Below are 16,526 nucleotides of genomic sequence, written 5' to 3' on the forward strand. Positions count from 1 at the left end.
GAATTTTTTTTCTGATTAGAAGCTAATGGGTTTTCTTAAAGCGATCGCTATGCAGTTTTTCTTTCACCAACATAACTCGCATAGGAATTTTGTAAGACTCTAACTTATCTTGGCAAAAGGCTCGTAATCTGATCCGAAATTCCCGCAGAGATTCATCCGTTGTCAGACGAACCTTAGCGGTAACTATATTTCCAGTAATGGGATTTGCTTCACCCTTAACGGACACTTCTAGCACACCTTCCATAGTCTGTAAAACATTCTCTACTTCAGCAGGATAAACCTTTTGTCCACCAACATTAATCAATTCGGATTTGCGTCCGAGAATTTTTAGCCAATCACCGTCAATTTCCACCAAGTCTCCCGTCATGTACCAACCATCTGGTGTAAAAGGTGCTGGAGCATTTAAGTAGCCTAGCATGGCACTTTTGGCTTGAATTTCCAGCATTCCATTGACGATGCGGGTTTCATATCCTTCCCCACCCACCTTAAACCAGAGAGAATCAGAGGAACGGGATTTTGAACGCATGATACCCAGTTCGGTGAGTCCGTAGGTTTGATGGAAACGGATATTGGGAAAAAGCTGATTTAAATTGCTCAAAACGCTTTCTGGCATCACTTCTGTCCCATAGGTAACAATTTCTAAGGAACTAAGGTCGTATCTCTGGTGAACACCACCCAGAAGTAGAAGATTGAGAAAGGTGGGTGAGGTGGGTAATACTTGTATCCGATGCTTGGCGATCGCTGCTGCTACTGTTTCTGGAGAGTGATCTAAAGGTATAACTGCACATCCCCCATTGGCGAGAACGTGCAGGAGGGTGTTAATACCACCAATATGGTCAAATAATAAAAATAGTAGTGTTCTTTGGGCAGGTCTTACCGTTTGGAACTTCTCTTGCATTAAAATGAAATCATGGACAGCAGCTTTGCTTTTGCCTGTGGAGCCGGATGTAAAAATGATTAATCCGGGATGTTGGCGATCGCGCAGTTGATGCAGAAGCTCATGTCTAGCTTGAGTTCCAGTCTGCTCAATACTCACATTATCATCTAAGCCAACCTTGATGATCCATTCTACCTCTGCTATCTGACGCAACTCGTCCCGACTGGTTTTCATCTCTGCTGTTAACAGTGCCACAATGCAATTATGTTGGAGTAAGGACAATAACAAAGCTACAGAATTGGGTGAAAAATCTGCTTCCAAAGCGATCACTGCACCTTTGGGAACAACCTCCTTTTGCAATCGTTCCTGCCAAAATTTGACTAATTGCCCAAGTTCACTATAAAGCACCGAACGATAGCGAACGCATTGCGTCCCGGCGGGAACTAGCGCTCCGTAGGAGTCGCCCCAGATTAACGCCTCAGCATCTTTGGTCTGATCAAACCTCTCCAATAGAAATTCAATAGCCATCAGACACCCCCACACACAGTAGCATTGTGAATACAATCAACTATATAATCAGTTAGTGATCCCACAGTAGCTAATGGATTAGTGCTACTGGGAGTAATTTCAGTAATTGTACTAGTTAGATTCATCGTGAATCCCAACTCAGCCTCAATATCCTGCTCAATCGCTATCAGCAATGAGGTCAGTCCCAAAGAATCTATGTATCCACCACCCGCGAGAATATTAGCAGCCGCACCCTGTTCAATTTGGATACGACCCCAGCCTTGTGTAGTTACTTCCTGAATACAGTCCAGGACAATATCCTGAACAGTTTCGTTAATCTTGGCTTGTTCTGACATTTAAAATTTACCCCACTTTTGTTTTGCTTAACCAATCCTGAATCTGACAGTGGAACTCCTTCTCACGTTTGATCACCCCAGCCAGAAAAGTGATAAATTTTTGCACTTGAGTCTGATTGTCCTGGGAGTTTTTACGGACAATAATCAGAAATGATTTGTAAACCTCTTCCCACAATTGGATAATCACGAGAATCTCATCCACGAGTTCTGAGACAGGAAGATTGAGTTCTTGATCCAAATCATGGAGGAAGTCCCGCAAATAATAGCGACTCCAGCGCATATCAAAGAGGCATTTTCCCAAAGATTGCGGAATTTCTCCCGATGTGGAGTAATAAGCACAAAAAGCTTCATAGATATAAGTGTTGAGAGCAACACCTGATAAATAAAGTCTACCTGGTCTACTTCTTGTCCGCCCCTCCAGAAAAGCAGTATTGACTTTATTTAGAACATTGATTGCCACCGAATCAAACTTTTTATTTTGATAATGCTCTGCAATTGTCACATTGATAATACCGTAAGTGACTAAAAAAGAATAGCCCCTAGCTTGAGTAAATTCTGGAAACTGGAGATTCCCGCGCCAGAATTTTTCTAAGGACTCAAGAGAAATCGTTCCCAGAAACTTGTTAGGTATAGGGTCATAAATGAAAACCTCTTCAGATCCTATTCCCACCACAGTGATATAGTGATCACCGACCATAAAACTACCACCTAATGTAGAGTTAGTCGGCGGTTTGAGATAATTTGGATTATGAAAATCTGGACTATGTGGTAGTTCGTAAGTCGTCCCTGTAAGAATTACTGGTTGATTGCGTTTTATGGAGGCACTAATTTGAGCAAGTCCCTCTTGGAAGGAAGATTCACCGGTTGTAGTTAATTCAAATAGATCCATCCCCTCTCGAAAAAGCTTATATCCACGCTGCATCACCAGGTTCGGCACTACATCAGTGGTATCAACGCTAAACACAGGGATACTCCAAAAATCAGCATTAGGTAGGAGACTGAGTATACTTCGACCCTGATTCTGGCGTAAATGCAAATCTACTAATGGATAATGACATACGTAGTAATAGGGAAATTCCAATTGAAGTTGGGATGCAAGAGTGATTTTATCCATATCATTTTTTACTCTGAATGAAACCTCAAATTGTAGATTAGAGCTTAGACCAGTTTTCAATCCTATACTCAATAGATATATCTTTTTGCACTTGTAAAAACCGCAGTGGCATTGGTGAACCGTCCTTTTGACACTCAAAGTTATACATCTCACAGCTAAAAACAGTTGCTAGATTAAAACCCCGTGGCAAGGTATATTTTCCCTCATAGAAATTTCCGCTGGTTCGCTGTAAGGTCATAGTTCCAAAATGTATCTGCTCAACATTCGGAGTTTCATCTGGAACATGGGCGCGTAGATGAACTTGCACTTGATCAGGTAAACTAGGTACAACTTGGAAATTATCGGATGTTTTTACTCCTTGAGATGAAAAGGATACTCTGGTCATACCAGTGGAAAGTCCAGTCAATCGGTTGCCTGGTTGCACCTGCAAAATCTGTGGATCTTCCACATCATAGCTACCAGTAAGATCAGTACATCGTAGTCCAGTGTCATACTCTACAACCGGATTAACTGTTAATGGTGCGCTACCTACTCCCAGGACTTGATCACCTTGTAGTTCCACAGAAACAGGTGTCCCTTCCTTACCGAAAAACAACAGTAGTGGGTGTTTTAAGCGCTTACCCCAGTGAGTGTCTACGTGAGCAGCATCGGGTTCTAAATAGTAGAAAAGGTCAATATTAGGCACACAACCTTGAATAACTAGCACATCAACCAATTCTCTTACCGGGCGGGTATAAATTCCTTCCGCATCACCGACATCAATCCAGAGCATGAACTGTGGTTTTTGCATTGGCCAGGAGTAGAGCCAAGTATTACTATCAAAACTACGAACAGCCGGGGAAAGCATCCCTACTTTGCCAAAAACATCAGGATGGCGTTCGGCAATGTTATAGCTGACAGTTGCACCAGCACAAGAGCCGATTATGGCAGTGTGGGAGCGATCGCTCAAAGTCCTGAAATTATTATCTATAAAAGGCTTTACCTCTTGTATAATGAAACCCTCATAGGTATGACCTCCTAGTGCTTGATCTTTATACAAACCCGCATAATGCCAGTAATCAGATGTCACAGTAGCAGCAGCAGCAGCGATACCGACGACAATAATTTCATGAATTAAATCACCATGTAATAGTTGCTCAATTGTTTCATGTATTCGCCAAGATTCACCATCCACTTTTTTTGGCTCAAATAGGTGCTGCCCAGAGTGCATATAAAGAACCGGATAACTCCGAGTCAAATTATCTGCATAACTGGGGGGCAAATAGATATATAACTTGCGGACAAAACCTGAAATTTTTGAATCTAAATCAATTTTCTCAATCTTCCCACGCATTGGTTTTTCCTGGGTTTGATGAAATTTTCCGTTCATAAATTCTCTACAGTTTTTCTATCACCAACCAACAACTCCTCATCAATATGTTGGAAGTAAAAATAATTGAACAAAATGATGGACACAAATAACATCAGCACCCCTTCCATAATCATCAAAAACCCAATTCCCCGACCTGGACCTGTTTCAATTAATCTACCAATACTGTTAGCAAGTACGCCGTCAACATCCAGCATCGGTTCTAGAATTGTATCAGTCAGTGGACTAGCACTGAGAGTACCAAACGCTGCCCCCAAGCCTGTAATAGTGTAGAACAGTCCCAGTACACGCCCTTGAACATTTGGATGCACGCTATTTTGCCAAATTGTGGCATTAGTGCTGAGAATAATTGGCAGTGTAAAAAACGAAAGCGATATACCCAAGGTAATTAACGGGACAGAAGGTTTGAGACCAGCAATTACTAAAGCTATGCCATTTAAACTAGAAAATATAAACAAAGGAGAGATAGATTTTTTCCCACCTCCCCAGATACTCATAAAAATGCTGCCAGCAAGCATTCCACAGCCAGCGATTGACATGATACTGCCATAGGTTGTTGCTGTGGAAAAGGATAAAATGAGGGGATTAATTAAAACTGTAGTCATACCATTCACAAAAGAATTAATTGTCATGAATGCCAGCATGATCATCAAAAAAAGGCGAGAAGAAATATTTTCCCAGCCGTAAAAAATGTTATTAAAGATAGCAGTTATTCCTGTTATCGGGATAATACTAGGCTCAGGCTGAGGAATATCAATAATTAATAACGTTAAAAACCCAATCAAATAGCTGCATAAATCTATCATTAATAAGCCTTGAAGTTGGAAATTAACGATAATGATACCGGCTAATACTGGTGCTGCTAATTGTCCTACTGCTGAACTAAAATGTATTAAACCATTAGCTCGTCCCATCTGATTACTAGAAACCATCATCGGTAAAGCGGCAGCCTTGGCTGTCATTTGAAAAGAACCGCAGACTGAGGTAAAAAATGCAGCGACATAAGTATGCCAGAGTTGTAGATTATCAGTCAGTAGCAGTAAAGCAAGTGTGAGTATAACAGTGGCTGCACCTATTTCACTGATAATAATTGTTGTTTTGCGATGCCATTTATCCACCAATGCACCAACAAAAGGAGTAATTAATACGCCTGGCAATATAGTAAAAAATAAAACTAGGCTTAATTGGGCAACGGCGTGAGTATTTTGATAAACCCAAATACTTAAACCAAATCCTGTGAGACGATTACCGATTTCAGATACAGACTGCCCTAACCAGAAAATAATAAAGTTACGGAGTTCACGAATCGGTTCAATGAGTTGATTAAGATGTTTCATCATTTGCATCTATATTTAGTGAGTTGTAAAAATTGGTTTTTCCATTTATGTAAAGTCTATAAACTCTCTTCTCTACTTTCCTGTTATATGTGTAGCTTAAAATCGCGCCCCGCCATCCACGTCTATAATGCTACCAGTAAAGTAGTCACATTCAATAATAAACCGTGCGGCCTGCCAGATTTCATAAGGTTCAGCAATACGCCCCAAAGGTATGTTAGCAGTCATATCCGCTAAAGCATCTGGGGATACCCGACTCAAAATTGGCGTATTTGTTAACCCAGGTGCTATACCTGCTACTCGAAAACCGAAAGCAGCTAATTCCAAAGCCCATGTGCGTGTATCCGCATCTAGTCCTGCCTTAGAGGCACTATAATTAGACTGACCTGGATTGCCTGACCTGGTGACAGAGGAAATATTGATAATCAACGCAGGAGAAATATTTTGTTCAATGGCTAAAGCTGCAAACTCCCGTGCCATAAAAAAAGCACCGGTCAAATTTACATCAATTACTCGCTTCCATTGAGCCGTCGGTAGTTTACGCAACCAACCCTCTTCATCTTGTGTAACTAACAATCCATCTCTAAGTATACCTGCGTTATTAACTAGGGTATTAGCATATCCTATTTTTGAAGATGCTAAAGGTATAAAATCTTTAACACTTGATTCATTGGCAACATCTAAATGCAATCCGTAGATTTCTCCCGGTAATTCTACAGCTTCTGTTACTAAATTTTTTAGCCCATCCATATCTAAATCACCAGCAACCACCTTAGCCCCAGCACGAGCCATTTCTAGCGCGATACAACGCCCAATGCCACTAGCTGCACCGGTAACTATAGCTCTAATATTTTCTAATTTCATAAAACCTTACAGTCCATTTTCGTGTGTCAAAATTTGCTTGTCCATGTATAAAAATGTATCGTATTTCTGTTAGAATTATACAATGTCAAGTGTATTTTACGTCAACCTGAGAGTTTCTGAGCCTGAAAAATTTTTTAAATTATTTTTTTATACGTCTGGTGAAAATTTCAAAATTTATGATATTCTAATAATTGGGGTAAATTACTGACAATATAATATACAAAGAAAGTGAGAATACTGGGATATGTTTTTTGAATCTAGAGACTTTGAATTTATTGCACCTTTAGAAAATAACTGGCTAATGGTTCGCACCGAATTAGAACAACTCCAACCAAAAAACTTTATTGATTGGCCAGAAAAAAATATTTATAACCAAGGCTGGGAAGTGTTTGGATTATATGCTTTTGGACAAAGATTAGAGGACAACTGTAGATTATGTCCCGAAACAACCAAACTAGTTGAAAACATCCCCGGTATGATGTCAGCGGGTTTTTCTTCTTTAGCACCAGGGACATATATTGGACCTCATTTTGGGGCTACTAAGGCAGTTCTGCGCTGTCACTTAGGTTTAGTTGTACCGGATGATTGTGCAATTCGGGTAGATAAAGAAACAAAAAGTTGGCAGGCAGGAAAATGTCTAATTTTTGACGATACTTATGAGCATGAGGCCTGGAATAAATCTGACAAAACAAGAATCGTTTTACTTATTGACTTTAAGAGGCCGGAGTCAATTTTGACAGAGCCAATAAGCAGTAGTCAAGGGATTGATGAAGAGTATTGGTTAAATATTTTATCTCAAACTGAATTGTCAAAATAACTAGTGATTTAGTTGTCTTCTGTTCTATGGGTTTACCCTACTATGGAGCGATCGCAGTTGTTCAGAAAATTACTTAAGTGGTTTGATTTATGGAAGTTTATGTATTGCCTCTATCTCTTTCTCAAAGACAATTATGGTATCAGGAAATATTATCTCCTGGCAATATAGCTTATAATATTCCTATTGCCTTAAAGTTAGTGGGCAATCTTAATCGAATAGCTTTAGAAAATAGCTTTCGGGAAATCATGAACCGCCATGAAATTCTCAGAACAACCTTTGCTATAGAAAATGCAGAACCCGTTCAATTAATTCATTCAGAACGAGAGTTTCATCTCGAATATAAAATTATAGAATCACTTGCAGATAAGCAATCTGATCATCTCAAAATCATCTTAGAAACAGAATCGCGTCAACCCTTCAATCTCGTCAAAGACCAATTGATGAGAGTGATTTTATATCAAATATCAACACAGGAACATATTCTTTTAATAAATCTCCATCACATTATCAGTGATGGTTGGTCATTAGGAATATTTATTCAAGAACTGACACAATTTTATAGTGCTGCGGTTAAAGGTTCACATATTTCTTTGCCAGAACTACCGATTCAATATGGAGATTATGCCGAATGGCAAGAAACTTGGTTGCAAACACAGACAGTTCAACAACAACTAGCATATTGGGAACAAACCTTAGCGTCTCCCTTACCAGTTCTTGATTTACCTCTAGACAAAATCCGTCCAGCATCACAAACTTTTGATGGTGCAGTGTTACGTGAACCGCTATCAGCATCTATTACTAATTCTTTAGAAACATTGGCTAAAACTGAAGGTGTCACCTTTTTCATGGTGGCTTTAGCAGTTTATCAAATTCTATTATTTCGTTATTCTGGTCAAGATGATATTGTCGTTGGTAGTCCTTTTGCCAATCGTAGACGTAGCGAAATTGAAAATCTAATTGGTTGTTTTGTTAATACTTTACCCCTACGCAGTGATCTTTCGGGTCAACCTTCATTTCGACAATTATTACAGCGAATATCATCAACCTGCCTAGATGTTTACACAAATCAAGATGTTCCTTTAGAATTAATAACTGACAAACTAAAAATTAAGCGTGATCCTAGTCGTTCACCAATTTTTCAGACACTTTTTGCTCTACAAAATGCACCAAATGGCGAAATTCAATTACCAGAAATTACAATTACACCTATCTATCTTGACAATGGTGGTGCTAAATTTGATCTGAGTCTGATGTTAGAACCTGCGGCTGAGGGATGGATAGTAGCGCTAGAATATAATACTGATTTATTTACAACGGAAACTGCCCAACAAATACTCACACATTATCAACAATTGTTAATTGCTGTTGTTAATAATCCTGATGTTGATATTAACACTTTACCTCTATTAAGAACTAGGGAAAGACAAAAGCTTTTAGCATTAAGTTCTGCATTAGAATACACAAAATCAGAGACAACAAATTTAGTTGCACTATTTGCTAATATAGCTAATATTTATAGTGATAACGTAGCTGTAGTTGACTCAGAAAAAAAATTAACTTATCAAGAATTAGACCAACTCTCAAATATTTTAGCTGCTGCTTTACAACAAAAAGGAGTGGTTAGAGAAACACGAGTAGGGATTTTTCAAGAACGTAGTGTAGAGTTAATAATTTCTATACTGGCAGTTTTGAAAGCGGGTGGAACTTATGTACCCCTAGATCCTCATTATCCGCCAGAAAGGCTAGGTTTTATTGCTCAAGATAGTGGAATTAATTTACTATTAACAGTAGAGAATTTACTATCTACAATTCCGGTAAATATTGCGGAAATTTTGGTGATTGATAAGATAGAGTTTGCACCGAATGTAATTCTTACTTCTCAAATTCTCTCTCATCAAACGGCTTACATCATCTACACTAGCGGTTCGACTGGACAACCAAAAGGTTGTTTAGTCAGTCATAACAATGTTGTGAGACTGATGGAAAATACCCAAGCATGGTTTGAGTTTAATAGCAAAGATGTTTGGACAATGTTTCATTCTTTCGCTTTTGATTTTTCAGTGTGGGAAATGTGGGGAGCATTATTGTATGGTGGTAAATTAGTTATTGTTCCTTATTTAGAAAGTCGTTCTCCCACAGCTTTTCGCACTCTTTTACAACAAGAAGGTGTGACGATTCTCAATCAAACTCCTTCTGCTTTTCGGCAGTTAATCCGGGCTGATGAAGAATTTGCCGATAAATTAAATAGTTTACGAGTAATTATTCTTGGCGGAGAAGCATTAGAATTACAAAGTCTCAAACCTTGGATTAAACGTTATGGTGATAGTCACCCGCGTTTAATTAATATGTATGGGATTACAGAAACTACTGTTCACGTTACTTACCGTCCCATTCTAGAAGAGGATATTTTAGAAAATCGCGGTAGTGTGATTGGTGTACCGATTGCAGATTTATCTTTATATATATTAGATTCCGGTTTTGAACCTTCACCTTATGGTGTTCCTGGAGAAATCTATGTGGGTGGTATGGGCGTATCTAGGGGTTATCTTAATCGTTCTGCTTTAACAGCAGAAAGGTTTATTCCTGATCCTTTTAGTCAACAATTGGGAGCGAGATTATATCGGACAGGAGATTTGGCGAGAAGGTTGAGAAATGGTGATATTGAATATTTAGGACGCTGCGATTTACAGGTAAAAGTACGCGGTTTTCGCATTGAATTAGGTGAAATTGAAGCAGCTTTAACGGCACTTCCAGAGGTGTTAGAAGCTGTGGTTATTGTCTACTCAGAAGCTGAAGATGATCAGCGTTTAGTAGCTTATATTGTCTCGAATAGTGAGATTGACTACAATAAGTTACGGACGGATCTAAAAGAGAGTTTACCAGATTATATGATCCCGGCGGCTTTTATGGTGGTAGATGCGGTGCCATTGACTGCTCAAGGTAAGATTAATCGTCAAGCATTACCTATACCAGATTGGAATAAAGCGGCAGCTAGACGCAGTTTTACACCTCCACAAACCGATGCTGAAAAGGTAATTTGTCATGTTTGGGAACAAGTGTTAGGTATAGATGCTATAGGAATTGAAGATAACTTCTTTGATTTAGGTGGTGATTCTATTTTGGCCTTGCGAGTCGTTACAGAAATGCGTCGTCAAGGTTGGATATTAACACCCAAGGAAATTTTTCAAGAACAAACTGTAAAACGCCTATCTACTATAGTACAAAAGCAGAATTTGCCAGTGGAAACTACTGCTATAGTTGCCGGAGAAGTTCCTTTGACTCCTATCCAAAAATGGTTTTTTGATCTGAACATTCCCAATCCTCACCATTGGAATCAAGCTTTAGTTTTAGAAGTTCATCAATCTTTAGAAGCTTCAACAGTTGCATCCGCAATTCAATTAATTTCCGAGTATCACGATACTTTACGATTACGCTTTGAACAGAAACAAGGAGTTTGGCGACAGTTTTATGTAGAAAACAAAGCTACCCAAGAGGAGAATTTAACTTGGGAAATTGTTGATTTAGCTCTGAAAACAGAGTTAGAACAAAATACTATGATGAGGGAAGTTGGAGAGAGAGTACAGCGATCGCTAAATTTAACTAATGGACCTCTGGCTCGGTCAATTTGGTTTGATTTAGGAGAAAATCGCCCATCTCAACTTTTAATAGTCATTCATCACTTGGTTGTTGATGGTGTTTCTTGGCGGATTTTACTGCAAGATTTGGTGGAAGCAATCAGTGGTAGTCAACTTTCACCATCTACCTCATCTTTCCAACAATGGAGTCACTTTCTGCAAACCTATAGGAACTCTATAGATATTCAAGCAGAAACACAATTTTGGCTCAATACTATTCAAAAAGAAGCAGCAAAAATTCCCCTAGATTTTCCCCAAAGCTTAATAAATAACTCAGAGTCTTCTGTGAAAACAGTTGCTTGTAAATTAACCACAGCACAAACTCAGATATTTTTAACAAAAGCTAATAAAGCTTACCGCACCCAACCCCAAGAATTATTACTGGCAGCTTTAACGAAAACTTTGGGAAATATCACCCAAAAATCAAATCTCCAAATTATGATGGAAGGGCATGGTAGGGAGGAATTATCTTCAGATTTAGATATCACGCGCACCCTTGGTTGGTTTACTACCCTTTATCCTCTCAGTTTAGAATTACCGGATATTAATTTAGAATCAGAAATCATTAAAACCGTCAAAGAAAAATTGCGTGCTGTTCCCAAACGCGGTTTTGGTTATGGACTTTTAAGATATCTTGAACAGGGAACAGGGAACAGGGAACAGGGAACAGGGAATAGGGAGAAGGGAGAAAAGCCGAAATTTACCAATTATCAATCACCAGAAATTAGTTTTAATTATCTTGGTCAAGTACGCAGTGAAAGTGGTAAAAATAAAAAATTACTCCGCTTATTGAATTCAGAAATAGAACCAACTCGAAATCCTGAAGGCTTGCGTCCCCATCTTATTGATATTAACGCCATTGTTGTTGAGGGAGAGTTGCGGGTTGATTGGTTATATAGTTCTAACTTACATCAAGAAGAAACAATTACTAAATGGGCGGATGAATTTCACAAAAATCTTCTAGAAATTATCAACCATTGCAAAGAAGTAGGTGTAGGTAGCTATACACCATCAGATTTTCCCCTAGTTAAAATTTCTCAATCTTCTGTAAATAAGCTCCAGGAAAAATATTCTCAGTTAGAAGATATTTATCCCCTATCTCCTTTGCAAGAAGGGATGTTATTTCACACAATATATAATTCAGAAGATGCTATTTACTTTGAACAAGTTACTGGTAAAATTATTGGCAAATTAGATGTTGACAACTTTAATTTTGCTTGGCAAGCTGTTGTAGATAGACATCCTATTTTGCGGAGTGCTTTTGTTTGGGATAACCAAGATACCCCTCTACAAATTGTGAGTAAATCTGTTGATTTTTCCATTGTCCAAAAAGATTGGCGTGATTTATCTTCTACTCAGCAAGAAGATAAACTTCAGGAATATCTCATCGCAGAACGGCAACAAGGATTTATTTTAGACCAATATTCTTTGATGCGGTTTAGCGTCATGCGCTTAGATAATTTTACCTGGCAATGGGTGTGGAGTCATCACCATATTACCCTTGATGGTTGGTCATTACCAGTTATTTTCAAAGAAGTTCTGACTATTTATCAATCAACCTGTCAAAGAGTTCCCCATTCTTTGCCACCGGTTCCTCCTTATCGCCATTATATTCAGTGGTTAGCAACTCGGAATTTGCAGGAAGCAAAACAATTTTGGCAGGAAAATTTAGCTGATGTTTCTACATCTACTCGTCTGTCTTGGCAGATACCAGAATCAGAATTTGATGTTAATTTACCTGCATATCAAGAAGTAGAATTACGTCTGAGTCAAGATGAATTTGCAGTATTGCAAAAGATGGCACAAAACCAGCGATTAACATTGAATACTGTAGCTCAAGGTGCTTGGGGAATTTGTTTACAAAAGCATGGCGCAGGGGAAGATGTATTATTTGGTGTTACTGTTTCTGGTAGGCCACCGGAATTACCAGAAATAGAAAGTATGGTGGGGTTATTTATCAATACTTTGCCAATGCGAGTCCAAATTAATCCTAGTTTATCTGTTGCTGCTTGGTTGCAAAATATTCAACAGCATCATGTTGAAATGAGAGAATATGAATATAGTAAATTAACAGATATTCAAAAAGAGATTCAAATAGGGTCAGGAGAGTCTTTATTTGAGAGTATTTTAGTATTTGAAAATTACCCTGTTGACCAAAGTTTAAAGGAACAAGGGCAAGATTTTAGAGTTGATGAAATCCAGTTTTATGAAAGAACAAATTATCCTTTAACGGTGGGTGTAATTCCTGATCAGGGATTATTATTAAAACTAAATTATCAAACTAGATTTTTATCGCCTTCAGCGGCTAGAATCATGCTGTTGCGCCTGCGGAATATCATGATGAATATGGCAGAACAGCCGAATGTGGCATTAGGAACAATCCCGGCGTTATCAAAACCAGAGCGATCGCAAATTATCAGTAACATTGCAGTTAATACTATTACTTGGGGGGATTTTCGTCCTGCTCATCAATTATTTGAAGAACGTGCTGATTTACAGCCTGATAGCGTGGCATTGGTTTGTTGTGAGAGTGAAATTACTTATAGTGATTTGGATAAATATGCCAATAATTTGGCAGCTAAACTCATCGCCACAGGGTTTGGATTTGAGTCCATAATTGGCTTATATTTTGATCCTTCTATTGAATATGTGATTTCTCTCCTGGCTGTGTTAAAAATAGGTGCAGCCTTTTTACCTTTAGATCGCAGTTATCCAGAAACACGACGGCAATTTATTGTAGAAGATAGTCAAACTCGTTTGATTTTAACAAAAACAGTTTCTGCACCAGGATTATTTCCAGATGATGTCAAAGTTATTGCTATTTCTGAATTAGATTTAACGGCAAATATTCCTCGTCCTTGCTTAAAAGTTAGACCAGAAAATCTGGCTTATGTGATTTATACATCCGGTTCTACAGGTAAACCCAAGGGTGTTTTGGTTTCTCACGCAGGGATAGAGAATCTGGTACGCAATCAAACTGCAAGTTTCGGTGTCACAGCCAAAAGTCGCGTTTATCAATTTGCTTCTTTGAATTTCGATGCGGCAGTTTCCGAGATATTTATGGCTTTGGGTAGCGGTGCAACTTTATATCTGCAAGAACAAGCAAATCGCTCTCCTAATGCTGCTCTATGGGAGACATTAACTGCATGGCAAATAACTCATGTTACCCTCCCTCCTTCCTTAGTAGCTGCTATTGAACCAGCAAATTTACCCAAATTGCAGACTTTGATTGTGGCAGGGGAAACGGTTTCTGGGGATTTATTGCGGCGTTGGAGTGGAGAGAGCCGCACCTGTTTCAATGCTTACGGACCAACGGAAGCTACAGTTTGCGCCAGCTTGATGAATTGTAGCAATTTGTTGAGAGAACCGAGTATTGGCAGAGCGATCGCTAACGTCGAAATTTACCTTCTTGACTCATTTTTAGAACCAGTGTCCCCTGGTGTCACTGGGGAAATATATATTGGAGGTATCAGTTTAGCACGGGGTTATTTACACCGTCCCGATTTAACAGCAACCGCATTTATACCCCATCCTTTTAGTAAAACACCAGGGGCAAGACTTTACAAAACAGGCGATCGCGGTGTATATGATCTACAAGGTAATATCCGCTTCATGGGTCGTCAGGATGCCCAAGTTAAACTTAACGGATACCGCATAGAACTAGGTGAAATTGAAGCCGCCCTAACTAAGCATAAAACCGTAGATAGTGCGGTAGTTTTATTGCGCCAAGATTTACCCGGACGTAAACGCATAGTTGCTTACGCCCTAGCACCGCAAGACAACCCACCAACTAGTCAAGAATTAAAGGATTATTTAGCAGAAACTTTACCTGCATATATGTTACCTAGTGCAGTAGTGTTAGTTTCAGCTTGGCCACTCACACCTAACGGGAAAATAGATCGTCGAGTCTTACCCGCACCGGAAATATCAACTACACCAACCATAGCTAAAACGCCTACAGAGGAGATATTCGCGCAAATCTGGGCAGAAGTCTTAGGACTGGAAACCGTCAATCCTGATGATAATTTCTTTGAATTAGGAGGAGATTCGATTATCAGTTTGCAAATAGTTTCTCGCGTTCGTGCTGCTGGTTGGGAAATTAACCCCAAAGACATCTTTGAAGCTCAAACTTTATCACGACTTGCTGCAATAGCTAAACCATTAGCGCGGAAAATAGAAATTATTGAGCCGTTAACTGCTGTTGTTGACCTTTCCCCCATTCAGTATTGGTTTTTGAGCAAAAATTGGACTCATCTCCACCACTGGAATCAAGCAATAGCCCTGAATAGCAGTGAACCTTTAAATATAGATGCCTTGATTGTGTCCTTAAACGCCTTAGTTGCCCATCACGACGTTTTCCGCTTGGGATTCTCCCAAAATCAAGGACAATGGCAACAATTTTATACTGGTACTGCGAAAAGCCCACCTTTGCAAATTGCAGACTTTAGCGACCATTCACCCCAAACCCAACAAGAGGCTTTAACCGCAATTGTCGAAGCAGAACACGCAAGTTTTCAATTAGATAATCCGCCATTACTGCGGTTGTTATATGCTACCAATCTCAGCGAGTATGGTAACGTTTTATTTCTCTTTGCTCATCATTTAATTATAGATGGCGTATCCTGGCGAATTTTACTCACAGACTTAAACCAAGCCTATCAACGAACTATAGATGATCAACCCATTTCCTTACCATCAAAAACATCCTCCTATCGAGAATGGACTGCATCTTTGCGAACTTTAGCAGATTCTGATGCGATCATTAAAGATATCCCCTTTTGGCAGAACATTTTCTCAAATCCTGTCGCTACCTTACCCGTTGATTATCCAGTTATCAACGGTAAAAATACAGTAGACAGTACAGCCATAATATCTTACCAATTAACCCCAGAAGAGACAAATATTCTCCTCAAACAAGCAACTATAACCTATCATGCCAATATCCAAGAAATCATGTTGGCGGCATTATTTAAAACTCTCTGGGAAACTTATCAAGCTGACAATTGGCTCATTGATTTAGAAGGCCATGGTAGAGAAGAACTAATTGATCAATTAGATATTTCTAGAACAGTAGGTTGGTTTACCTCCCTCTATCCAATTTTACTACAGCAACCAGAAACCAATACCCATCAAGATACATTAATCAAAGCAATTAAAACTCAAATTAGAAATATTCCCCATCATGGCATCAGTTTTGGATTACTACGATATGTCAGTCAAAATAAAACCTTACAGGAAAACCTTAATTATGCTAATCAATCTGCTATCAGTTTCAACTATTTGGGGCAAATTGACAACAAATCCCCAGGTAATCACCTATTTAATCTTAGTCATGTGCCTACAGGAACGGGGCTATTTGCTAAACAAGAACGTCCTCACCTGTTAGCAATTAATGCACGTATTCAAAACGATTTTCTGCAAATAGAATGGTCTTACAGTCAAAATATACATCAAAAACAAACCATCAATCATCTAGGAGAAAAATATGTGGAGAACCTGCGTTTATACCTCACAGATTCAACATCTAGTAATTCATCATTTTATAGTGCTACTGATTTCAACCTAGTTGATTTATCTGAAAACGAACTAGATTCGATTTTAGAAGATTTAGAATAACTCTTTTTTATGCTCTGCTTTTAATAAAACACAAGGT

The 16,526-nt window shown here is 38.9% G+C and carries 8 protein-coding genes; 2 read left to right on the forward strand and 6 right to left on the reverse strand.

The genetic code is table 11. The features are described from left to right. Positions 1–22: 22 nt before the first annotated feature. From ANA_RS14990 to ANA_RS15015, 6 genes are all read right to left on the reverse strand, one after another. A complete protein-coding gene (locus tag ANA_RS14990; protein WP_015080889.1) occupies positions 23–1,405 on the reverse strand; it encodes an ANL family adenylate-forming protein in 1,383 nt (460 codons plus the stop codon). After that, positions 1,405–1,740, reverse strand: a complete 336-nt coding sequence (locus ANA_RS14995) for a hypothetical protein (RefSeq protein WP_015080890.1) — start codon at positions 1,738–1,740, stop codon at positions 1,405–1,407. The genes ANA_RS14990 and ANA_RS14995 overlap by 1 nt, the downstream gene beginning before the upstream one ends. A gap of 7 nt (positions 1,741–1,747) precedes the next feature. Next, positions 1,748–2,854, reverse strand: a complete 1,107-nt coding sequence (locus tag ANA_RS15000; RefSeq protein WP_015080891.1) for a hypothetical protein — start codon at positions 2,852–2,854, stop codon at positions 1,748–1,750. A 37-nt stretch (positions 2,855–2,891) separates the two neighbouring features. Next, the gene (locus ANA_RS15005; RefSeq protein ID WP_015080892.1) at positions 2,892–4,223 is read right to left on the reverse strand and encodes an alpha/beta hydrolase-fold protein; all 1,332 of its coding nucleotides are present in this window, start codon (positions 4,221–4,223) and stop codon (positions 2,892–2,894) included. Then, positions 4,220–5,563, reverse strand: a complete 1,344-nt coding sequence (locus tag ANA_RS15010) for an MFS transporter (protein ID WP_200863862.1) — start codon at positions 5,561–5,563, stop codon at positions 4,220–4,222. The genes ANA_RS15005 and ANA_RS15010 overlap by 4 nt, the downstream gene beginning before the upstream one ends. Positions 5,564–5,656: 93 nt before the next feature. Beyond that, positions 5,657–6,421, reverse strand: a complete 765-nt coding sequence (locus ANA_RS15015) for an SDR family oxidoreductase (protein WP_015080894.1) — start codon at positions 6,419–6,421, stop codon at positions 5,657–5,659. Between the two features lie 244 nt (positions 6,422–6,665). Between ANA_RS15015 and ANA_RS15020 the strand changes: the two genes are divergently transcribed. Next, on the forward strand, positions 6,666–7,238 hold the full coding sequence (locus ANA_RS15020) for an aspartyl/asparaginyl beta-hydroxylase domain-containing protein (protein WP_015080895.1): 573 nt from the start codon (positions 6,666–6,668) through the stop codon (positions 7,236–7,238). A gap of 89 nt (positions 7,239–7,327) precedes the next feature. Continuing rightward, positions 7,328–16,489 carry a non-ribosomal peptide synthetase gene (locus ANA_RS15025; protein WP_015080896.1) on the forward strand — a complete coding sequence of 3,054 codons (9,162 nt, stop codon included), beginning with the start codon at positions 7,328–7,330 and terminating at the stop codon, positions 16,487–16,489. The last annotated feature ends 37 nt before the right edge of the window (positions 16,490–16,526 follow it).

It is taken from the genome of Anabaena sp. 90 (assembly GCF_000312705.1).
Lineage (GTDB): Bacteria > Cyanobacteriota > Cyanobacteriia > Cyanobacteriales > Nostocaceae > Dolichospermum > Dolichospermum lemmermannii.